Consider the following 20832-nt stretch of genomic DNA (forward strand, 5'->3'; position numbering starts at 1 on the left):
TCCCTCACAGGTTCTCGATGGTGTGGATCGCGCCCTCGATCTCGTCCAGGGACGCGGTGCGTCTGTCGTCGCCGGTGATCAGCGACCAGAGCCGGTCGCCGAGCAGCTCGCGGGCCCGGTCCGGCTCCAGTTCCGGGTCGATGCCGTGCCGGTGCACCAGGCGGTCGGTGGCCAGCTCGAGCAGCAGCGGGCGGATCCGGCGGGCGAAGGTCTGCGAGCCTTCGCCGGCCCGCCGTTCGCGGCTCGACTCCTGCAGCCAGGTGGCGAGGAACTGGGTCCGGTTGTCGCTGTTGCGGATCCGGAGCGCCGCCAGCCGGTCGTCGTTCCGGCCGGGCCAGTTGGTCTCCAGCACCTCCGGCATCAGCAGCCGGATCGCCAGCGTGACCAGCCCGACGCCGAGCGCCGCCACCACGAACCACAGCGGCCGGGGCGCCATCCCGGCGGCGCCGAAGATGCCCACGAGGATCAGGCTCGCCAGCACGGACAGGCCGAGGTGCTGGACCAGCATCTTGTTCGGCAGCCGCCGCTTCTTGACCTCCGGCGGCGGGCCTTTCTCCTCCAGTGCGGACCAGCGGTAGGTCATTGGGCGACCTCCGCGGCGTTGGCCGGAGCGTGGGCGAGTTCTTCGCGCAGCCGGAGCAGGGCGGTGCGGGCGATCGTGCGGGCTTCCTCGGTGGAGCCGTGCGTGGAGTACCGCGCCTCGCGGTAGAGCCGGCCGAGCCGGACCAGCTCCGGCTCGGAGATCCCGCCGACGCCGAGCACCCGGACGGTGAACTCGGCCGGCGTCTCCGACGGTTCCCGCGCCGCGCCCGCCGACGCGGCCGCCTCCTCGAGCGCGACCCAGCACGCGACCACCGCGTCGGACGCCGTACCGCTGTCGATCTGCGCGAGACCGGTGTCGACCGCCGCGGCCAGCCGCTCGGCCTTGACCCGCTCCCAGCCCTCGTCCGCGGGCTCCGCCTTCGGCAACCGGATCCGGCGGACGACCCGGACGATCACCAGCACGACGAACACCAGCACCGCCGCGATGATCAGGTAGATGATCGCCTGCCACAGCCCGAGCAGCCAGCCTGGCGTGTCGTGCTGCGGCAGCAGCCGCGGCGACGGCGTGGCTGCGTCCGGCGGCGTCTGGGTGAACGACCGGGTCGGCAGCGGACGCGGGCTCGCCTTCAGCGTGCTCTGGCTGACCGGACGCACCGGCCCGCTCGCCGACGCCAGCACGACGAAGCCCGCCACCACGATCCCCACGAACACCACGACGGCCGCCGCGAGCGCACCCCTACGCTGCGTCTGCATCTCGGCAGGTTACCCCTTCAGAAGGCTGTGTCGAGGAACGGAAGCCAGGTTGTGGAAAACGCTTGCGAGGTCGCGGCCAGTGCGCCCGGGGTGTGTTCGGCGACCAGGCCCGCCCGGCCGAGCCGCGCGAGCGACGGCCGGCCGAGGTACACAGCACCCAGATCGCGTACGTCGAGCGTGAGGTCGGCGTCCCGCTGGACCTGCTCACAGGACGCGCCGTCCGGACCGCCGGACAGATGCCAGCGGCCCGCGTTCCAGGGCAGGAACTCGTCGACGACCTCGATCACCACGTCGAGGTCCCGCGCGTACGTGCGCCCCGCCAGCGCGCGGCCGACGTCGACCGGCCGCAGCCACAGCCCGTCCCGCGTGATCGCGCCCGGCGCCCGCGGGTCGAGCAGCAGGTCCAGCAGCGGGTCGTCGGACGCGAGCATCTCGCAGTGCGTCTCGCTGAGCAGGTCCGGCTCGAGCAGGTACCGCCAGAGCGCGGCGTGCGCCGCCAGGTCGACAGCGTGCACCCGCAGTACGTCGACGTACCCCTTCTGCGCCCGCTTCGTCCGGTAGTGCGCGTAGCCGACGAGCTCACCGTCCCGCTCGGCGACGACGCAGCGGATCTTCGACGCGTTCGCGATGTCGCTGACGACGGTCGGGCTGATCGTGTACTGCTGCCACTTCTCGTTGTGCTGGAACATCCCGGGCCGCTCGAGCGCGAGCTTGTTCCGCAGCTCCGCGCAGCGCGCCAGGCTCTCCTGGGCGTCGACGTACCGGATCCGTACGTCGTCGATGCCCGCCACCGGGCGCAGCCCGCGGGACGCCTTCGGTACGACGACCTCCTGATGCTCGGAGGCCAGCCCGTACCCGAACCGCGGGTAGATCACCGGCTCGCTCGCGGTCAGCGTCGCCAGCGGCTCGCCCGCCTCGTGCACGTCGGTCAACTGCGCGCGCATCAGGTCCCGCAGGATCCCGCGCCGCCGGTGCGTCGCCCGTACGCCGACCATCGTCACGCCCGCCGACGGCAACTGCCCGCCCGGCACCGTCATCAGCTGCGAGAACGTCCCGGTATGCCCGACCAGCTGCCCGTCCTCACTCGCGACGATGCTCCGCTGCTGCTCCCAGATCCCCCGCTCGGATTCGTACTGCTCGTCGGTCCACGGCGCGGAGAACGCCATGTCCAGCAGCTCCAGCAACTCGGCCCACTCGCCGGTGAACTTCCCGATCTCGATCGCCATGTTCCTTACCTACCAGAAGATCGCGACAGGAAGCGGTCAGCCGGGACTGGTCCCGGCTCGATCAGGGCAGGCTGCACTGTATGTCGATGCGTGAGGACGGTATGCCGGTCATCACCGCGGACGGGGTGTTCCGGTTCGCGCTCGGCACCTTCCTGACCTTCGCCTCACTGACGACGGCGTTGTGGATCGCACGTACCCACCTGCATCACCGGCCGACGTGGCCGGTCGCCGTCGGGACAGGCCTCGGCGCCGCGCTGTTGTGCCTCGGCCTGCTGTGGAACCGGAGCTGGTTCGGTCCGTTCTTCGTCGATCTGCTGATCGCCGCCGGCCTGATCGTGGCCGGCGTCTTCGCCCTCAAGGAGGTGGGGGAATCGGCGAAGCAGACCCCGGGCAGCCACCTGTTCCTCTGGATCCTGCTGGGCGCGGACTTCGTCGGCTTCCTGCTCGTCTACAGCCTCGGCAACTACCCCGACGACTGACCGGGACACGCCAGCACCCCTGGACTGATGAAAACCGTTTTCATATACTGAGGGGATGACCGCCCGAGCGAGAACTCCGTTGTCCTTGTTGGTGGGGCTTTCCGCGACCCTGCGGGAGCCTGTCCTGGAGGCGATGACCGACGCGACCACCGTGGTCGTCGAGGTGGACCAGGACGAGCTCCCCGGTCGCGGCGTACTGTCCTGGCGCGTGCATGACCGGTCCGGGCCGATCGACGCCGGTGAGTTCACGGTCGGCGACGACTGCGGAGCGTGCCAACTGATCGAGTCGCTGGTGCCGTTGCTGGAGACGCTCGTCGAGCGCGCGCACTGGGACCACATCGTGCTCGCGGCGCCACCGGCGATGGAGGCGCGGCCACTGGTCAGCACGCTGGTCTCGGTGCTGCCGGAGATCGTCGTCGACACCGTCACCTGTGTCGTCGACGCCGTACTGCTGGTCGCGCAGCTGTCCGGCGACGAGTTGCTCGCCGAGCGCGGCCTGGCGCTCGGGCTGCCGGACCGGCGCAACGTCGCGGAACTGACCGCGCGCCAGATCGAGTACGCCGACGTATGCGTGCTGGCGAACGCGCATCGCAGTACGGCGGTGGTCCGGCTCGAACACCTGCTGGAGCATCTGAACCCGCGGACGTCGGTGGTGACGGCGGGTGCGTCCGGCGTACCGGGCGGACCGGTGGCGCGGACCGGGCGGTTCGATTTCGACGCGGCCGAGGCGTGGGCGGGTGAGCTCGCGACCTCGGACCGCGTGCAGCCGAGCGACGACGGCGTGACGACGGTGCTGTGGCGGTCGACGCGGCCGCTGCACCCGGCCCGGTTGAACGACGCGCTCGAGGACATCGTCGACGGCGTCGTCCGCAGCCGCGGCGTGGTCTGGCTGGCGAACCGCCCGACCCAGCGGGTGCGCTGGGAGTCCGCCGGCTACAGCGCCTCGCTCGGGATGCTCGGCGAATGGTCGGACACCGAGCACCTGGCCGAATGCACGGTGGTCGCCACCGGCATGGGCCTCGACCCCGCCCGCCTGCAGGCCGTCCTCGACGCCTGCCTACTCACCGAGTCCGAACTCGCCAGCCTCGACTGGAGCGACCTCGAGGACCCGTTCGACGGAGTGTTCTAACCCAGCAGCGGGAGCCGCTTGGCGTGTGGGCCGAGCATGTCGTGGTCGGACTCGTCCAGCGGCACCCGCCCGGTGGCCTTCAGCACGTACGTCATGGTGTCCCACGCGATCACGTCCCACGCCTCCGGGCCGAACAGCCCGTCCAGCGTGCGCGCGGTGACCTGCAGCGCCTCCGGGTCCGGCTCCGGCGCGGCCGGCAGGCCGACGGTCAGGTCGAGGTGGTGGACCGTTGCCTCGAGCACCAAGGTGGCGACGAAGTCGGTGGCGCGCAGGACGTGGCCCTGGGTCTCGACCCGGTGGCCCTTCGTGGCCAGCCCGACGGACGCCGCGCGGACGGCCGCCTCGGACAGCTCCCGCCAGTGCTGCACGAGCATCGCGGGCTTCCGGTACGCCGAGGCGACGGTCCGCACGAAGCTGGTGTCGCCCTGCGGCGGTACGTCGGTCCAGTAGCTGACGAAGTCCCGGTCCGGCTCGGCCACGGCCGGGCTGGCGAACGCGGTCAGCGCCCGCTCCGCGTCGTACAGCAGGTGGACCAGCAGTGGACCGACAGGCATCCCCGGGCAGCGGGTCTCACGCGCGAAGTCCGCGTCGTTCAGCCCCTGCACGGTCTCGGTCAGCCGCCCGTACGCCCGCCCGAGCGTCGCCGCCAGCCCCAGCGGCAACGCGCCGCGCTCGGGTGCCCTCATCCTGCCCTCCTCGATGTGCTCTGTCTGAACTTAACCCGACTTCGCACCGAGGTGTTCCGGACCTGCCCCACTCATCAACCTGCGCAGGCAGCCCATCGCCGCGACCGGCGGAGCGTGAACCACACCGGCGTCAGTTGGTTGGTGAGTGGTGGCGGATCGCCAGGCCATCACAATTGCGGCCTCGCCGCGGCCGTGAGCGGGGACCGCCAGGGTTTTGATGGATTGTGATGGCGTGGAGATCCGCCTGCTACGACCGGGCCGTGTTCAGGTGCGCTGCGGCGATCGCCTCGAGGTGGCTGAGGTCGGAGGCGACCGTGGCGAAGGTGTAGCCCTGGGCCAGGCGCCGCTTGGCCGACTCGCCGTCGAAGGTGTGGATGCCGGCTGCCACGCCTGCCTCGCGGGCCGTCCGCGCGATCAGCTCGAGCGCCTCCTCGAACGGCCCGTCCACGTCCGGGTCCCCCGGGAACCGCGCACCCAGGGCGATGCTGAGGTCCGACGGACCGACGTACACGCCGTCCAGACCGGGCGTCGCGCAGATCTCCGCGACGTTCTGCAGCCCCAGCGGCGTCTCGATCATCGCCAGTACGACCGTCGCCTCGTTGCTGTCCGCCGGCACCGGGCCGATCCGCAGCGCGGCCCGCATCGGCCCGAACGACCGCGCGCCCACCGGCGGGTACTTCGCCGCCCGGACCGCCCGCGCCACGTCCGCCGCGGTGTCGATCAGCGGCACGATCACCCCAGCCGCCCCGGCGTCCAGCGCGCGCCCGATCGGCGTCGCGTCGTTCGCCTCGACCCGCACCAGCCCGACCGACGGCCGCGGCCCGATCGACGACCCCGCGTCGATCGCGAGCAGCCCGTTCACGAGGCCCTGGTACCCGATCAGCCCGTGCTGCCCGTCGAGCACCACGTAGTCGTACCCGAGCCGCCCGATCCGCTCGGCGGCGGCCGGCGAGTCCAGCGTGATCCAGTACCCCACGAGCTGCTCACGAGCCCGGACCCTCAACGCGAAATCGTTTGCACTCATGGCCCGGACACTATCTACACGGGTGGAACGCCGTGCCGCCGGTGCGAGAACGTCCGGTCCTTGGACTGCGCCGCCGCGAGCCGGGCGATCAGGTCGGCGCGCAGGTCCTCCGGTTCCACGATCGCGTCGATCACCAGGTCGGCGGCCAGCCGCAGGATGTCGATGTCGGTCTCGTACTCCTCGCGGAGCTTCGCGACGTACTCGACCCGGTCGCCCTCGTCGGCGATCTCCTGGATCTTGTTGTAGTACACGGCGTTGATCGCCGCCTCCGGACCCATCACCGCGATCTTCGCGGTCGGCAGCGCGATGCACGCGTCGGGCGAGAAGCCCGGCCCGCACATCGCGTACAGCCCGGCGCCGTACGCCTTCCGGACGATCACCGACACCGTCGGAACGGTCGCCTCGGACACCGCGGTGATCATCTTCGCGCCGTGCCGGATGATCCCGGCCCGCTCCACCTCGCTGCCGATCATGAAGCCCGGTACGTCGCACAGGTACACGAGCGGCACGTTGAATGCGTCGCACAGCCAGATGAACCGCGCGGCCTTGTCGGCGGAGTCGACGAACAGTACGCCGCCCTTCACCGCCGGCTGGTTCGCGACGATCCCGACCACCTGGCCCGCGAGCAGCCCGAACCCGACGACCAGCTCCGGCGCGTACGCCGGCTTGATCTCGAAGAACGTGTCCGCGTCGAGGACCGCGTCGATCACGTCGTGGATGTCGAACCCGACGCTCTCCTCGGCCGGCACCAGGTCGCGGGTGAAGTCGCGGCCCGCCTCGGAGGCGTCGTACGACGGGGGCCGCGAACGCCACGAGCCGGGCAGGTAGGAGAAGTACTGCTTGGCGAGCTCGATCGCCTCGGTGTCGTCGGACGCGAGCAGGTCGCCGCAGCCGGAGACGCTGGTGTGCATCCGGGCGCCGCCCATCTCCTCCAGCGTGACCTTCTCGCCGACCACCATCTCGGCCATCCGGGGCGAGCCCAGGTACATCGACGCGTTGCCGTCGACCATGATCACGATGTCGCAGAACGCCGGGATGTACGCGCCGCCCGCGGCCGACGGCCCGAACAGGCAGCAGATCTGCGGGACCTTGCCGGACAGCGCGACCTGGTTGTGGAAGATCCGCCCGGCGCCGCGGCGGCCCGGGAACAGCTCGACCTGGTCGGTGATCCGGGCGCCGGCCGAGTCGATCAGCCAGAAGATCGGCAGCTCGTCGCGGAGCGCGACCTCGGTGATCCGGACGATCTTCTCGACCGTCCGGGCGCCCCAGGAGCCGGCCTTCACGGTCGGGTCGTTCGCGACCAGCAGCGCCGGCCGGCCGTCGACGAGCGCGCGGCCGGTGACCACGCCGTCCGCGGGCAGGCCCGGGTTCAGCGCGTTCGCGAGCTGCGCGTCCTCGACGAAGCTGCCCTCGTCGACGAGCAGCGCGATCCGGTCCCGGACGTACAACTTGTTCTGACTGTCCAGCTTCGCCTTGGCCTTCTCCGGCGGGGAGAGCGTGGCCTCGCGGGCGACCTTGACCTCGGTCCAGTGGTCGTGCGTCATACCTGCATCATTCCACCGGGAGACCGAGGGACCGGGCGATCAGCATCCGCTGCACCTCCGACGTACCCTCGCCGATCTCCAGGATCTTCGCGTCACGGTAGAACCGGGTGACCGGGTACTCCTCCATGAAGCCGTAGCCGCCGAACACCTGGGTCGCGATCCGGGTCGCGGTCACCGCCGACTCGGTCGCGTACAGCTTCGCGACCGCGGCGGCCTGCTTGAACTCCTGCATCGGCGCCCCGGCGTCCTTCAGCGCGGCGGCCCGGTAGACGAGCAGCTCCGCGGCGTCGGCCATCACCTTGAGGTCGGCGATCTGGAACGCGACCCCCTGCTTGCGGCCGATCGGTACGCCGAACGTCTGCCGCTCCCCGGCGTACTGCGTGGACATCTCCAGACAGGCCCGGATACAGCCGAGCGCGACCGCGCCGATCGCGACCCGACCGTCGTCGAGCGTCGCGAGGAACTGGCCGAACCCCTTGCCGCGCTGCCCGAGCAGGTTCGCCTCGGGGACCCGGCAGTTCACGAACGACAGCGGGTGCGTGTCGGACGCGTGCCAGCCGAGCTTGTCGTACGCCGCTTCCGCGGTGAACCCCGGCGTACCGGTCGGGACGATGATCGTGGAGATCTCCGGCTTGCCGTCCGCGCGCTCACCGGTGCGGGCGGTGACCGTGACGACGGACGTGATGGACGAGCCGGAGTTCGTGATGAACTGCTTCGAGCCGTCGATCACCCACTCGCCGTTGTCGAGGACGGCGCGGGTCTTGGTGGCGCCGGCGTCCGACCCGGACTCCGGCTCGGTCAGCCCGAACCCGGCCAGCTTGCGGCCCGCGACGAGGTCCGGCAGCCAGGACGCCTTCTGCTCGTCGGTGCCGAACGTCAGGATCGGGTTGATCCCGAGCCCGACCGCGGCCTCCAGCGTGATCCCCATCGACTGGTCGACCCGGGAGATCTCCTCGATCGCGACACACAGACTGGTGAAGTCGCCACCGGCGCCGCCGTACTCCTCGGGCGCCGTCAGCCCGAACAGCCCGAGCTGCCCCATCTTGTGCACGACCTCGACCGGGAAGTAGTGCTTCCGGTCCCACTCCGCCGCGTGCGGCGCGATCTCCGCCTCGGCAAAGTCCCGAACACTCCGCCGGAACTCCTGATGCTCCGCCGACAACTCGAACATGCGCGCTCCTCCGTGCTTGACGCTTACGTAAACGTAAAGCAAGCTGGGCGGCATGCACAATAGCCACGTGCAGACCTGGTCGATCGCGGAACTGGCCGCCGAGTACGACGTCACGCTGCGCACGATCCGCTTCTACGAGGACCGCGGCCTGCTCACCCCCGAACGCCGCGGCACCACCCGCGTCTACCACCCCCGCGACCGCATCCGCCTGGCCCTGATCCTGCGCGGCAAACGCCTCGGCTTCTCCCTCGACGAAATCGCCAAGATCGTCGACATGTACGACGCCGAACCCGGCGAGGAAGGCCAACTCGTCTACCTCCTCGACCAGATCACCCACCGCCGCCAAGAACTCGAACAACGCCGCCACGACATCGAACAAACCCTCCAAGACCTAGCCGAAGTAGAAGCCCGCTGCCACACCGACCTACAGGCCCTCCGGTCACGTGCGCACGACCAAGCGACCGGAACCTAGGCCGACCACGAAGGTCCCGGGCTCGTCGATGCCGACCCCGTTCAGCGCCCACCGCCCACCCACCGGCACCGCGTGCTGCAGCACCAGCCTGGCGACGTGAGGTCCCACTGCGGCGCGATAGTCGACCAGCACCGCATCCCCGGCAGTCGGGCCGGCAGAGGTGCCGACGTCAACTGCTTCCGGACACAGCGACCGAGCCAGCCGCCGCCTCGCGCGCGAGGAGTACTCGTCGTTCGCGATCTCGGCGAGCACATCGTGGAAGAACCGCGAGAGTTCCGCGCCGCCGACCGCGATCCAGTGCTCGATCAACCGGCGGAACGCGGCCTCGCGCCGCCAGCGAAGCGAACCGGCCGCGAGCACAGCGGATCCGGCTCCTTGGAAGGCCTGAGCGATCCGGTGGACCGGGATGACGTCGGCGTACGACGGGTAGCGGACCATCCGGATCTCGAGCATCGCGCGCTGCAGAACCACCGCGGCGAGTGCCGCCGTACCGCGGATCGGGCCCACATCGGGATCCGGCGGGCGAGCAGGCCGCGCCACCGGAACCTGCGCGTCGGCGGCCTTCCCGGCCGAGGACAGGTGCCACCAAGAGTCGTCGATCCAGGCGCGCGCCCGATCGGCACGCAGTACGCCGGTCTCGCCGACCGTCAGCGCGTCTCCGAAGGCGATCCCGACGGAGTCGCCGAGGTCGAACCGCAGCTCGTCGATGCCCTCGAAGCGCAGATCGAGCGCGGCTGCCCCCGCCTCGCCGTCGTCGATCTCGAAGCGCCGGTCGACGGAGACCGCAAGAGCCCCGGCCAGGCGGCCGGCCGAACGCTCGACCAGGAGGCCCTGGATCTGCGCGGAGGCCAGGTCGTAGTCGCCCGAGATCTGCTCCGCGACCGCGGGCGTCAGGGGAACCTGCGCCGGGCGCACCAGGCCGGCATAGTCGCGGAAGACGCCTCCCGGGGCAGAGGAAGCCGGCAACGTCAGCTGGCATCCGGCGGCGGCCGCCTGCTCGAGTACCCAATGCCGACGCTCAGCTCCCAGGTCGGCCATCCATCGGATACCGGACTCGGACAGCTCGGTACGCCGTACGCCGCGGGCGACCGCCGCGCCGACGAAGGGCCTGGTGTTGTTGTCCCAGACGTCGGACACCTGGACGATGAGCGGGCGGTCGAACGTGCGGGCATCCGCGGAGGCGTCGGCGATCAGCGCGAAGGACCGGTCGAGCAGAGCAGCGAAGAGCTCCGGCGTCAGGGCGTTCAGAAGGCGTCATTCAGCTTTCGAGGATCTGTTTGGCGCGGTCGAGGGCGGCTACTTCGGAGTTCATGGACTGTTGGACGGGTTTGGTCATCAGGAGTTTCTTCAGGCCGGTGAGTTCGGCGGTGAGTTTGAAGGTGACTTCGGTGCCTTCGTCGGTTGGGGTGAAGTGGTAGTCGCCGGTGGGGCGGACCGGGCCGGCGGTGACTTCGAAGGCCAGGTGGGTGTCGGGTTCGTACGCCGTGACCCGGTAGTCCGACGGGATCGCCCGGCCGGCGGGGCCGGCGATGCGTTGGTGGTAGGTCATGCCGGGGCCGATCGGGCCGGTGCGGGTGATCTCCTTGACGGCGGGGCGCCACTGGGGGTCGTTCTCGCCGTCGGCGAAGTACGCGAACACGTCTGCCGGTTGCCGGTTGATCCGGACCGTGTGGACAGCCTCAGGCATGATGCCCCCAAGAACCCCTAGTCGGACTTGCGCCGCCCGAACAGCCAGTACGCGATCGGCGCGGCGCCGACCGAGTTGAACACCGTCAGGAACACCGCCCACACGGGCTTCGGTCCCCGTACCTGAGCGGACGGGCGGCGGGCCAGGTCCGCCAGCGCGACGGCCTTCAGTACCGTCTCGGCCACCGCCCCGGCCACGATCAGCCGCTGCTTCCCGGGGCTCAGCTCGTCCCACTTCGGTCTCCCGTTCACCCCTCCACGATGCTCCCCCGGCACCCGACAAGCAAGCACCGTCACACCGTCAGGTACTCCCCGTGCCGTGCCTGTCCGACGGCCGCGGCGGCTTCGTCGTAGCGGCGGAGGGCGAGGGTTGCGAGGCGGGGGTCGGGGGCGAGGGGCGGAGTGACTGGGTGGGGTCCGGCGTGGCGCTGGACGAGGGTGTTGAAGAAGCCGGGGGCCAGGAGGTACGTCGCGATCGCGAGCCGGCCGGGGGTGCGGTCCAGTACGGCGGGGAGGCGGTCGCCGGAGCCGGAGATGTAGCCGACGTGGACCGGGCGGTCGACGCGGTGGGCGAGGAGGGCGGCGGTGGTTTCGCAGTCGGCGTGCGCGCGGGGGTCGGACGAGCCTGCTGCTGCCAGGACTACCTGGTCGATCTGTGCGAGGTCGCCGAGGCGGTCGGCGAGGATCTCCACGAGCACGGGGTCGGGGCCGAGGGCGGCGGCCGCGTGGACGCGCCCCGGGTAGCGCCGGGCCTCGGCGGCGACGTCGACGTACACGTGGTAGCCGGAGCTCAGCAGGAGCGGTACGACGACCGCCTGGTCGACGTCCCTCGTGATGCGATGGACGAGCTCCGGCAAAACAGGTGCCACGAGATCCACGTACCCAAGCGAAACCGCAACCCCCGACCGCTGCCGCGCCACCTGCCGAACAACCTCACGAACAGCCCCAAGACCAACCGGATCAGCCGTCCCATGCGCCACCGCAACAAGGTCGGTCATGTGGGGACTCCGGCTGGTTCGACGGCTAGGCGGTAGCCGCGGCGGACTACTGTGCGGACCAGTTCGGGGCGGCCGATTGCGGTGCGGAGGCGGTTGACGGTGACTTCTACCGCGTGGACGTCCTCCGCGCCTGGCAGCACCGCCAGCAGCTCCGGGCGCGACACCACGTCCCCGCCGGCAGCCACCAGCGCGGCAAGCACCGCGCGCGGCCCAGGGCCCAACGGCAGTACGACGCCGTCCAGCACCGCCGCACCCCCGCGAATCACCAGCTGCCCGAACTCCGTCTCGATCGACCGCAGGTTGTCGTCGGTGAGCCGATCCGTGACGATCCGGATCAACGCCCCCAGCCGGAACCGATCCGGTACCAGCGGCTCCAACCCCAGCGCCACGAACGGCCCCGCCGTCACCGGCCCGACGCACGCGTTCAGCACCCGCCCGGTCCGCAGCGCCGCCACCAACTCGTCGTACTGACCGTTCAGCGCCGCCGCGTCCAGCATCGCCTGCGCCCCGGGCGCCGACGTGTGGACGACGGCATCGACAGTCCCCCCGCACAACTGCGAGATCATCCGCTCGACCACCACCGCGTCCGGTGCCGGCCCCCACCGGTACACCTCCAGCCCGCGCACCGAAGCACCTGCCGACCGCAGCGCGTCCTGCAACGCCGGATCCGACAACCCGTGCAGCTGTACGACGATCTTCCGCCCGCCGACGCCCTGCGCCCGGAGCCACTCGACGACCTCGGCCGTGGTCTCGGACCGCGCCGACCAGTGCTCGACCAGCCCGGCCGCCCGGATCGCGCCGCGCGCCTTCGGGCCGCGGGCCAGGATCCGCGCCTGCTCGAGCGTACCGAGCAGCTCCGCCGCGAGGCCCGCGGTGTCGGCCGCCTCGATCCACCCGCGGAACCCGACCGCGGTCGTCACCACCACGTCGTCCGGCGGGTTCGCGATCACCCGCCGGGTCGCCTCGAGCAAAGCGTGGTCGTCGGCGACCGGCACGATCTGCAGCGTCGGCGCATGCAGCACCTTCGCGCCGCGGCGTTCGAACGACGCGATCAGGTCCTCCGCGCGCCGGTGCGCGGTGACCGCGATCGTGCACCCGCTGAGCGGACCGCTCCTAGTCACCCGAACCCACCACAACCTGACCGTCGCGCACCGTCGCCGGGTAGACCGGCAACGACACCGCCGGATCGTCCAGGCACGCCCCGGTGCGCAGGTCGAAGACCTGCTTGAACATCGGCGACGCCACCGTCGGTACGTCGCCGCGGCTGCCGACGATGCCCCGCGACATCACGTTCGCCCCGCTGTACGGGTCCTGGTTGCCGATGGCAAACACCTCCCCGGCGTGGGTGCGGAACAGCGCGATCTGTACGTCGCCGAGCAGCGCGGCGACGCCCCGCTCCGGCAACAGTACGTCGAAGGCGCAGATTCTCATCGCCGTACCTCCAATCGGGGGCCGGCCAGCAGCACCGGCTCCAGTTGCCCGCGTTCGGCCGGGGTGGCCGGACGCGGCTGGTTGCGCTCGACGACGTACCGCAGGTCCGCGTCGGGCTGGTCGGGCGCGTTCACGAACGACACGAACCGGGCCAGCTTGTCCGGGTCGTCCAGCGTCGCGCGCCACTCGTCGACGTAGGAGTCGACGTGCCGCGCCATCGCGGCGTCCAGGTCGGCGGCGATGCCGAGGCTGTCGTCCAGTACGACGTCCCGCACCTGGTCGAGGCCGATCTCCCGCAGCCACACCGACGTCCGCTGCAACCGGTCGCCGGTGCGGATGTAGTACATGAGGAACCGGTCCACGGTCCGGAACAGCTCCTCGTCGGTCAGGTCGGAGGCGAGCAGCTCGGCGTGCCGGGGCGTCATCCCGCCGTTGCCGCCGACGTACAGGTTCCAGCCCTTCTCGGTCGCGATCACGCCGACGTCCTTGCCGCGCGCCTCGGCGCACTCCCGCGCGCAGCCGGAGACGCCGAGCTTGAGCTTGTGCGGCGAGCGCAGCCCGCGGTACCGGAGCTCCAGCGCGATCGCCATACCGACCGAGTCCTGCACGCCGTACCGGCACCAGGTCGAGCCGACGCAGGACTTCACGGTCCGCAGCGCCTTGCCGTACGCGTGCCCGGACTCGAAGCCCGCGTCCACCAGCCGCTTCCAGATCGCCGGTAGTTGCTCGATCCGCGCCCCGAACAGGTCGACCCGCTGCCCGCCGGTGATCTTCGTGTACAGCCCGAAGTCCCGCGCCACCTCGCCGATCGTGATCAGCCCCTCCGGCGTGATCTCACCACCGGGGATCCGCGGTACGACGGAGTACGTGCCGTCCTTCTGCATGTTCGCCATCACGTGGTCGTTGGTGTCCTGCAGCGTCGCGCGTTCGCCGTCCAGGACGTGCCCGGCCGGGTCGATGCTGGCCAGGATCGACGCCACCACGGGCTTGCAGATGTCGCAGCCGCGACCGGTGCCGTGCCGCTCGACGATCTCGCTGAACGTGCGCAGCTCGGTGACCCGGACCGCGTCGAACAGCTCGGCGCGGGACAGCGCGAAGTGTTCGCAGAGCGCCTTGCTGACCTCGACGCCGGCCTTCGTCAGCTCGGTGTTCAGGAGGTTCTTGACGATCGGCAGGCAGGAACCGCACGACGTACCGGCCTTGGTCCTGCCGCACACCGACTTGATGTCGGTGCAGCCCTCGTCCCTCACCGCACAACGGATCGTGCCCGCGGACACGTTGTTGCACGAGCAGACCGGCGCGTCGTCGGGCAGCTCGAGCTGGGCTGGTGCCGCTCCTTCGGGCAGCAGGAACGCGGCCGGGTCGGCGCCGAGTTCGCGGCCGACCATCGGGCGGAGTCCGGAGTACGCCGACGCGTCGCCGACCAGGATGCCGCCGAGCAGCGTACGGGCGTCATCGGACAGCACGAGCTTCTTGTAGACACCGGCCACCGGGTCGGCGTACACGATGTCGAGCGCGCCCTCCGTCGTACCGAAGGCGTCGCCGAAGCTCGCGACGTCGACGCCGAGCAGCTTCAGCTTCGTCGACGTGTCGGCGCCGGGGAACGTCGCGGCGCCGCCGAGCAGCCGGTCCGCGACGATCTCGGCCATCGTGTACCCGGGCGCGATCAGGCCCCACACGCGGCCCTCGATGCACGCGACCTCGCCGATCGCCCAGACGCCCGGGACCGACGTACGGCAGGCCTCGTCGACGACCACGCCGCCGCGCTCGCCGATCTCCAGCCCGGCCTCCCGGCCGAGCTCGTCGCGCGGCCGGACGCCGGTCGCGAACACCACCACGTCCGCCGGCAGATCGGGGCCGTCGGCAACAGCCATCGCGCGGGCCGCGCCCTGGGTGGTGAGTTTCACCCGCTGGCAGGCGGTTTCGGTGAGTACTTCGACGTCGAGGCCGGCGATCAGCCGGGACAGCGCGGCACCACCGCCTTCGTCGACCTGCAACGGCATCAGCCGCGGAGCGAACTCGACCACCTTCGTCGCCGCACCCAGCGCCCGGAGCGCGCCGGCCGCCTCCAGCCCGAGCAGACCGCCGCCGACGACCACACCACTGACCTGGCGGCCTTCGCTCTTCAGCCGCTCGACGTACACGCGCAGCGCGGCGACGTCGTCCACGGTCCGGTAGACGAAGCAGCCCTGGGCGTCGTTGTTCTTCACCGGCGGCACGAACGCGGACGAGCCGGTCGCGAGGACGAGTTCGTCGTACGCCACCTGCTCGCCGCGGGTCGTGGTGACGGTCCTCGCGGTCGTGTCGATCGCGGTGATCCGCACGCCCTTGCGGAGGTTCACCGCCGGGTCGTCCCACAGGTCCGGGTCGCCGAGCGACAGGTCCTGCGGGTCGCGGCCGGAGAAGTAGCTGGTGAGGGCGACCCGGTCGTACGGGAGCCGCGGCTCCTCGGCGTACACGGTGATCCGGTACTCGACGCCGGTGTCGCGCTGCCGGAGCGCCTCGACCAGGCGGTGGGCGACCATACCCCCGCCGACCACCACCACGTGCTTGGCCTTGTTCAGCTCTGCCATCGTCGCCCTCCTGCTCGGGACGGGTTCGGTCTCGCCGCGCCGGAAGCGGTCGAGAAGTTCGCCGACGGCGCCGGTGCAGCTCCCGCACCCGGTCGTCGCCCGCGTCGTGGCGGCGATGCCGGCGACACTGTCGGCTCCCCCACGCCAGGCCGCCTCGATCGCGACCCTGGTGACGCCGTTGCACCTGCACACGGCCGGCACCCTCTTCGTCGGTACTTCGTTGGCCCCACCAAGCAACCCGTCCGCCACGACGGGCGTCCCCCGATCCGCCAGCAACACCAACTCAGCGGCCACCTCCGGAGCCCCCACCACCACAGCAGCCCGCACCACCCCGTCCCGCAAGACGGCCCGCACATACCTACTCTCATCCTCCAGCCGCACCACCTCCCCCACCGCACCCTTGTCCCCCATCACCAACACATCCAGCCCACCAGCAGTAACCCGCACAACCTCCACCCCGGCACGGGCTGGGGACGCTGCCCGGGCGACCGCCGGAGCAGGAGCCGGCGCCACCGCCGGAGCAGGAGTCGGCGACGCTGCCGGGGCAGGTGCCAGGGGCGCTGCCGGGGCAGGTGCGACCGCCGGAGCGGGAGCCGAGAACGCTGTCGGGGCAGGCGCCGGGGGCGCTGCTGCCGGAGCAGGTGCCGGGGCAGGTACCGGGGGCGCTGCTTGGGCGGCTGTCTGGCCGGGGGGATACACAGCACCCGCCGTGGGGGCGGCCGCGGCCGTGGGGGCGGCTCCCGCCGCGTGCAGGTGGTTCGCTAGGAGTTCTGCTTGTTCCCACGCGGACGCTACCGTTCCGGTTACGCCGTGTGGGGGTTCGGCGCAGTCGCCGATGGCGTGGGTGGTGGGGTCGTCGGGGGTGGTGAAGGTTTCGTCTACGACGATGCCGGTGCGGACGGTCAGGCCGGTGGCCAGTTCGGTGCGGGGCTGGACCCCGCAGGCGAGCACGAGAAGGTCGCCGTAGACCGGGTGTCCGCTTTCCAACCGCAGGGCGTGGAAGCGGCCGCCCTTCAGCTGGGTCCCGGCGAGCTGCGTGTTGAGCAGGACCTCGACACCAAGGCGGCGTACCGCCCGCGTCACGCGGCGACCAGCTGACGGGCGGACCGTCTTGTCCAGCAGCGTTTCGCCGTCGTGGACGAGCGTGACCGCGACCCCGCGCTCCCGCAGAGCACAAGCCGTCTCCACCCCCAGCACCCCACCCCCGACCACAACCGCCCGCCGTGCCGCACCGGCCGCCGAAACCACCGCACGCGCGTCCTCCACGGACCGCAACACCAGCCCGCCCTCGACCCCGCCCGGTACCACCGGCGCCGCGCCGGTCGCGAACACCAACCGGTCGTACGGATACCCGACACCGTCGTCCCCGGCCACAACCCGCCGTACCCGATCCACCGCGACCGCACCCACCACCGGCTCGTTGCCGACAGCAACGTCAGCCCGGCCGGCCACGTACTCGGTCAGCCGCGACCGGTTGTACGACGGCTCGTCCCCCAGCACGGTCACGTCGTACGACGGCAACAACTCGGCCAGCCGCCGCCCCGCCATCCCGCCGCCGATGATCACCACCTTCATGCCGGCACCCCCGTCGCACCGAGCTCGGCCGCCGTCACCCGCACCGCGCACGCCTTGAACTCCGGCATCCCCGACACCGGGTCGAGTGCGTCGTTCGTCAGCTCGTTGACCGCCTCCACCCCACCGAAGTGGAACGGTACGAAAACGGTGTCCGGCCGTACGTCGGACGTGATCCGGGCCGGCAGCACCATCGATCCGCGCGCGGTCCGCAACCGGACCGGCCGACCGTCACCGATCCCGAGCTGCGCCGCCACTCGCGGGTGGAGCTCCGCGAACACCTCCGGCTCCGCCGCCGCCAGCTCCGGCACCCGCCGCGTCTGCGCCCCGCTCTGGTAGTGCTGCAACAACCGCCCGGTCACCAGGTAGAGCGGTGCCTCCCCGTCAAGGTCGTCCGCGACCGGCCGATGATCAACCGGTACGACGTGCGCCCGCCCGTCCGCCGTCGCGAACCCGTCCGCGAACAACCGCGGCGTGCCCGGATGCCCCTCGGCCGGCACCGGCCAGAACAGTTCCTCGCCCGCGTCCAGCCGCTCCCAGGTGATCCCGGAGTAGTCGGCCTTTCCGCCCGCACTGGCCCGCCGCAGCTCCTCGAACACCTCCGCCGGATCCGTCGAGAACCCCGCCACGCCGAGCCTCTCGGCGATCCCCGCGAACACCGCGAGATCGCTCCGCACCTCCCCCGGCGCATCCACCGCCGCCCGCCGCCGCAACACCCGCCCCTCGAGCGACGTCATCGTCCCGTCTTCCTCAGCCCACTGCGTCACAGGAAACACCACGTCTGCAAGCAACGCAGTCTCGGACGGCACTACATCCGCAACCACCAGCAGTTCAAGGGAAGTCAGCCGGTCCCGCACCGAGGAAAGATTCGGCGCCGACACCAACAGATTGCTGCCATGTACGAACAACGCCAGCGGGCCACCCGCCGTACCGAGCGAGTCGATCAACTCAACCGCACTCTTCCCGGCGCGAGGCAACTCCCCCTCAGCAACACCCCAGACCTCTGCAACGTACGTACGCGCTGCTGGGTCCTCAATGCTCCGATAACCAGGCAGCTGATCCGCCTTCTGCCCGTGCTCCCGCCCGCCCTGCCCGTTCCCCTGCCCGGTAATACACCCGTACCCACTCCCCACCCGCCCAGGCAGCCCGAGCGCCAACGCGAGGTTGATACAAGCGGTAACGGTGTCCGTCCCTTTGCTGTGCTGCTCAGCCCCACGCCCGGTGAGGATGTACGCACCAGCGCCACCATGCACCGGAGCAGCCGCGGCCAGCACCCGGGCGGTCTGACGGATCGTGGCGGCGGGCACACCAGTGACCCGCTCAGCCCGCTCGGGCCACCAAGAGGCAGTAGAACGAATCAACAAGTCAGGATCATCGACCCGATCGCCCAGGAATGCGGTGTCTGCGAGGTTCTCCTGTAGTACTACGTGGGTTAGGGCGAGCACTAAGGCCAGGTCTGTGCCGGGGGTTGGTTGTAGGTGGATACCGTTGCCGTCGTCGGTGAGGCCTGCGGTGGCTGAGTGGCGCGGGTCGACGACCAGAAGTCCACCCGCGTCTCGTGCGCCCTGCAGATGCGCCACTGCCGGCGGCATCGTCTCCGCGATATTGCTGCCCACCAGCAGTACGGCGCCCGCGCCGCCGAGGTCCGCGAGCGGAAACGGCAGCCCCCGGTCGATCCCGAACGCCCGGTTCGTCGCGGCCGCCGCGGACGACATACAGAACCGGCCGTTGTAGTCCACGTTCGCGGTCCGCAGCGCGACCCGTGCGAACTTCCCGAGCGCGTACGCCTTCTCGTTGGTCAGACCACCGCCACCGAACACCGCCACCGCGTCGGAACCGTGCGCGGCCTGCAACGCCTTCACCCGATCGGCCACGAAATCCAGCGCGGCGGACCAACTGGTCTGCTCCAGTTCGCCCGCGGCGTTGCGGACGAGCGGCACGGTCAGCCGGTCCGGCACCGTGAGTACGTCGGCAGCCGTCCAGCCCTTGCGGCACAGCCCGCCCCGATTGGTGGGGAAGGCGCGCGGCCGCACCTCCACTGCACCCGGCCGGTCGGCCGGGTGCAGCGTGGTGGCGCACTGCAGAGCGCAGTACGGGCAGTGGGTCGGGACTGCTGTCATACGCGCTCCTGGCTGAGCGGTCCGCCCTTGCGCAGGTAGCAGAAGTACGTCACGACGAGGCACACCACGTAGAACCCGCAGAACACGTAGAGCGCCGGGATCAGCGACCCGAAATGGCTCGTCGACATCGCGAAGCCCCGCGGTACCAGGAAGCCGCCGTACGCACCGACCGCCGACGCGATCCCGATGCAGGCCGCCGCCTCGCGCCGCGCCCGGCCCGGGTCCTCGGCCGTCGTCAGCCGGAACACCGCCGGGATCATCCGGTACGTCGACCCGTTCGCGATCCCGCTGGCCACGAACAGCACCAGGAAACTCGCCAGGAACGCCGGAAAGCTCTCCGCCTTGAGAGCGAAGATCGCGGAGACAATTCCGAGCCCCATCACCACGAACGAGCAGACGGTCACCCACGCGCCGCCGACCCGGTCGGCCAGCTTGCCGCCGAACGGCCGCGCGACCGACCCGACCAGCGCGCCCAGGAACGCGTAGTGCGCCGGCGTGACGTCCGGGAACGTGGTCTTGATCAGCAGCGGGAACGCCGCCCCGAACCCGATGAACGACCCGAACGTCCCGATGTACAGGAACGAGATCACCCACGTGTGCGGCCGCTTCGCCGCGGCGACCGACGTACGGAACGACGAGTTCGCCACCGACAGGTTGGCCATCGCCTTCCAGGCCCAGACCGCGGCCAGCACGATCAGCGGCAGCCACATCAGGCCGGACCGGTTCAGCGTCAGGCCGGCCCCGGCGACGATCACGATCGGCACCAGCAGCTGGACCACCGCGACCCCGAGGTTGCCGCCGGCCGCGTTCACGCCGAGCGCGAAACCCTTCCCTTTCTCCGGGTAGAAGAACGAGATGTTCGTCATGCTGCTGGCGAAGTTCCCGCCGCCGACGCCGGCGGTCGCCGCGACCAGCGCCATCAGCCAGAACGGCGTGTGCGGCTGCGTCATGAAGTACGACAACCCCGCGGTCGGGATCAGCAGCAGCAGCGCGGAGACCGTGGTCCAGTTCCGCCCGCCGAACCGCGGTACGGCGAACGTGTACGGCAGCCGCAGTGTCGCGCCGACCAGGCTCGGCAGCGCGACCAGCCAGAACAGCTGGTCCGTGCTGTAGGTGAAGCCGGCCTTCGGCATCGACACCACGACGATGCTCCACAGCTGCCACACCGAGAAACCGAGGAACTCCGCGAAGATCGACGGCCACAGGTTCCGGCGGGCGACCGTACGGCCCTTCCCGGCCCAGAAGCCGGCGTCCTCGGGATCCCAGACGTCGATCCAGCGCCCGCGTCGCGGGGCCTCGACCGTGCCGACCGCGCCACTTGCCTCGCGGGTGGCGACAGTCGCCTGTCCTGCCTCGAGCGTCATCGCATGTCTCCGATCATCCGGCCTCATCGATTAGGCCTGGACGTTATGACCGGGGTGTTTC

The 20832-nt window shown here is 70.8% G+C and carries 19 protein-coding genes; 3 read left to right on the forward strand and 16 right to left on the reverse strand.

Annotated features, from left to right (window positions below; all coding sequences use genetic code 11):
• Positions 1–4: 4 nt before the first annotated feature.
• Genes ACQHIV_RS22955 through ACQHIV_RS22965 form a run of 3 tightly spaced genes read right to left on the reverse strand, consistent with a single transcriptional unit; the run spans position 5 to position 2522 of the window.
• On the reverse strand, positions 5–583 hold the full coding sequence (locus ACQHIV_RS22955) for a hypothetical protein (protein WP_427885043.1): 579 nt from the start codon (positions 581–583) through the stop codon (positions 5–7).
• Complete coding sequence (locus ACQHIV_RS22960; RefSeq protein WP_427885044.1) at positions 580–1296, reverse strand: DUF4129 domain-containing protein; 717 nt, start codon at positions 1294–1296, stop codon at positions 580–582. The genes ACQHIV_RS22955 and ACQHIV_RS22960 overlap by 4 nt, the downstream gene beginning before the upstream one ends.
• Before the next feature lie 17 nt (positions 1297–1313).
• On the reverse strand, positions 1314–2522 hold the full coding sequence (locus ACQHIV_RS22965) for a GNAT family N-acetyltransferase (RefSeq protein WP_427885045.1): 1209 nt from the start codon (positions 2520–2522) through the stop codon (positions 1314–1316).
• A gap of 86 nt (positions 2523–2608) precedes the next feature.
• Between ACQHIV_RS22965 and ACQHIV_RS22970 the strand changes: the two genes are divergently transcribed.
• Both ACQHIV_RS22970 and ACQHIV_RS22975 read left to right on the forward strand, forming a co-directional pair.
• A complete protein-coding gene (locus ACQHIV_RS22970; protein WP_427885046.1) occupies positions 2609–3001 on the forward strand; it encodes a hypothetical protein in 393 nt (130 codons plus the stop codon).
• 55 nt (positions 3002–3056) lie between these two features.
• Positions 3057–4130, forward strand: coding sequence for a CobW family GTP-binding protein (locus tag ACQHIV_RS22975; RefSeq protein WP_427885047.1), 1074 nt, complete (start codon positions 3057–3059; stop codon positions 4128–4130).
• Here the strand turns inward: ACQHIV_RS22975 and ACQHIV_RS22980 are convergent.
• The 4 genes from ACQHIV_RS22980 to ACQHIV_RS22995 form a co-directional block, all read right to left on the reverse strand.
• Complete coding sequence (locus tag ACQHIV_RS22980; RefSeq protein ID WP_427885048.1) at positions 4127–4816, reverse strand: maleylpyruvate isomerase N-terminal domain-containing protein; 690 nt, start codon at positions 4814–4816, stop codon at positions 4127–4129. The two genes, ACQHIV_RS22975 and ACQHIV_RS22980, sit on opposite strands and share 4 nt — an antisense overlap.
• A 247-nt stretch (positions 4817–5063) precedes the next feature.
• Complete coding sequence (locus tag ACQHIV_RS22985; protein WP_427885049.1) at positions 5064–5840, reverse strand: HpcH/HpaI aldolase family protein; 777 nt, start codon at positions 5838–5840, stop codon at positions 5064–5066.
• Between the two features lie 14 nt (positions 5841–5854).
• Positions 5855–7384, reverse strand: a complete 1530-nt coding sequence (locus ACQHIV_RS22990) for an acyl-CoA carboxylase subunit beta (protein WP_427885050.1) — start codon at positions 7382–7384, stop codon at positions 5855–5857.
• Positions 7385–7391: 7 nt separating this feature from the next.
• Positions 7392–8555 (reverse strand): acyl-CoA dehydrogenase family protein, encoded by a 1164-nt coding sequence (locus ACQHIV_RS22995; RefSeq protein WP_427885051.1) that lies wholly within the window; start codon positions 8553–8555, stop codon positions 7392–7394.
• Positions 8556–8607: 52 nt separating this feature from the next.
• Between ACQHIV_RS22995 and ACQHIV_RS23000 the strand changes: the two genes are divergently transcribed.
• Positions 8608–9027, forward strand: a complete 420-nt coding sequence (locus ACQHIV_RS23000; RefSeq protein ID WP_427885052.1) for a MerR family transcriptional regulator — start codon at positions 8608–8610, stop codon at positions 9025–9027.
• Here the strand turns inward: ACQHIV_RS23000 and ACQHIV_RS23005 are convergent.
• The 9 genes from ACQHIV_RS23005 to ACQHIV_RS23045 all read right to left on the reverse strand — a co-directional run bounded on the left by ACQHIV_RS23005 (position 8995) and on the right by ACQHIV_RS23045 (position 20771).
• Entirely contained in the window at positions 8995–10164 is a 1170-nt protein-coding gene (locus ACQHIV_RS23005) for a hypothetical protein (RefSeq protein WP_427885053.1), read from the reverse strand. The two genes, ACQHIV_RS23000 and ACQHIV_RS23005, sit on opposite strands and share 33 nt — an antisense overlap.
• Before the next feature lie 121 nt (positions 10165–10285).
• Positions 10286–10714, reverse strand: a complete 429-nt coding sequence (locus tag ACQHIV_RS23010) for an SRPBCC family protein (RefSeq protein ID WP_427885054.1) — start codon at positions 10712–10714, stop codon at positions 10286–10288.
• A 17-nt stretch (positions 10715–10731) separates the two neighbouring features.
• Positions 10732–10965 (reverse strand): DUF5652 family protein, encoded by a 234-nt coding sequence (locus ACQHIV_RS23015; RefSeq protein WP_427885055.1) that lies wholly within the window; start codon positions 10963–10965, stop codon positions 10732–10734.
• A 41-nt stretch (positions 10966–11006) separates the two neighbouring features.
• Entirely contained in the window at positions 11007–11711 is a 705-nt protein-coding gene (locus ACQHIV_RS23020) for a sirohydrochlorin chelatase (protein WP_427885056.1), read from the reverse strand.
• Complete coding sequence (locus ACQHIV_RS23025; protein ID WP_427885057.1) at positions 11708–12832, reverse strand: uroporphyrinogen-III synthase; 1125 nt, start codon at positions 12830–12832, stop codon at positions 11708–11710. Before ACQHIV_RS23025 ends, ACQHIV_RS23020 begins: the two co-directional genes overlap by 4 nt.
• Positions 12825–13142 (reverse strand): nitrite reductase small subunit NirD, encoded by a 318-nt coding sequence (gene nirD / locus ACQHIV_RS23030; protein WP_427885058.1) that lies wholly within the window; start codon positions 13140–13142, stop codon positions 12825–12827. Before nirD ends, ACQHIV_RS23025 begins: the two co-directional genes overlap by 8 nt.
• A complete protein-coding gene (gene nirB, locus ACQHIV_RS23035) occupies positions 13139–17290 on the reverse strand; it encodes a nitrite reductase large subunit NirB (RefSeq protein ID WP_427885059.1) in 4152 nt (1383 codons plus the stop codon). Before nirB ends, nirD begins: the two co-directional genes overlap by 4 nt.
• Positions 17287–19407 carry a molybdopterin oxidoreductase family protein gene (locus ACQHIV_RS23040; protein ID WP_427885060.1) on the reverse strand — a complete coding sequence of 707 codons (2121 nt, stop codon included), beginning with the start codon at positions 19405–19407 and terminating at the stop codon, positions 17287–17289. Before ACQHIV_RS23040 ends, nirB begins: the two co-directional genes overlap by 4 nt.
• Positions 19404–20771, reverse strand: coding sequence for an MFS transporter (locus ACQHIV_RS23045; RefSeq protein WP_427885061.1), 1368 nt, complete (start codon positions 20769–20771; stop codon positions 19404–19406). The genes ACQHIV_RS23040 and ACQHIV_RS23045 overlap by 4 nt, the downstream gene beginning before the upstream one ends.
• Positions 20772–20832 lie beyond the last annotated feature (61 nt).

It is taken from the genome of Kribbella polygonati (assembly GCF_050320105.1).
Classification (GTDB): domain Bacteria; phylum Actinomycetota; class Actinomycetes; order Propionibacteriales; family Kribbellaceae; genus Kribbella.

Excerpts from the sequence above, each read along its gene's own strand:
- ACQHIV_RS22955 (WP_427885043.1), bottom strand. The coding sequence starts at position 583 with ATGACCTACCGCTGGTCCGCACTGGAGGAGAAAGGCCCGCCGCCGGAG.
- ACQHIV_RS22960 (WP_427885044.1), bottom strand. The coding sequence starts at position 1,296 with ATGCAGACGCAGCGTAGGGGTGCGCTCGCGGCGGCCGTCGTGGTGTTC.
- ACQHIV_RS22965 (WP_427885045.1), bottom strand. The coding sequence starts at position 2,522 with ATGGCGATCGAGATCGGGAAGTTCACCGGCGAGTGGGCCGAGTTGCTG.
- ACQHIV_RS22970 (WP_427885046.1), top strand. The coding sequence starts at position 2,609 with ATGCGTGAGGACGGTATGCCGGTCATCACCGCGGACGGGGTGTTCCGG.
- ACQHIV_RS22975 (WP_427885047.1), top strand. The coding sequence starts at position 3,057 with ATGACCGCCCGAGCGAGAACTCCGTTGTCCTTGTTGGTGGGGCTTTCC.
- ACQHIV_RS22980 (WP_427885048.1), bottom strand. The coding sequence starts at position 4,816 with ATGAGGGCACCCGAGCGCGGCGCGTTGCCGCTGGGGCTGGCGGCGACG.
- ACQHIV_RS22985 (WP_427885049.1), bottom strand. The coding sequence starts at position 5,840 with ATGAGTGCAAACGATTTCGCGTTGAGGGTCCGGGCTCGTGAGCAGCTC.
- ACQHIV_RS22990 (WP_427885050.1), bottom strand. The coding sequence starts at position 7,384 with ATGACGCACGACCACTGGACCGAGGTCAAGGTCGCCCGCGAGGCCACG.
- ACQHIV_RS22995 (WP_427885051.1), bottom strand. The coding sequence starts at position 8,555 with ATGTTCGAGTTGTCGGCGGAGCATCAGGAGTTCCGGCGGAGTGTTCGG.
- ACQHIV_RS23000 (WP_427885052.1), top strand. The coding sequence starts at position 8,608 with ATGCACAATAGCCACGTGCAGACCTGGTCGATCGCGGAACTGGCCGCC.
- ACQHIV_RS23010 (WP_427885054.1), bottom strand. The coding sequence starts at position 10,714 with ATGCCTGAGGCTGTCCACACGGTCCGGATCAACCGGCAACCGGCAGAC.
- ACQHIV_RS23020 (WP_427885056.1), bottom strand. The coding sequence starts at position 11,711 with ATGACCGACCTTGTTGCGGTGGCGCATGGGACGGCTGATCCGGTTGGT.
- nirD (WP_427885058.1), bottom strand. The coding sequence starts at position 13,142 with ATGAGAATCTGCGCCTTCGACGTACTGTTGCCGGAGCGGGGCGTCGCC.
- nirB (WP_427885059.1), bottom strand. The coding sequence starts at position 17,290 with ATGAAGGTGGTGATCATCGGCGGCGGGATGGCGGGGCGGCGGCTGGCC.
- ACQHIV_RS23040 (WP_427885060.1), bottom strand. The coding sequence starts at position 19,407 with ATGACAGCAGTCCCGACCCACTGCCCGTACTGCGCTCTGCAGTGCGCC.
- ACQHIV_RS23045 (WP_427885061.1), bottom strand. The coding sequence starts at position 20,771 with ATGACGCTCGAGGCAGGACAGGCGACTGTCGCCACCCGCGAGGCAAGT.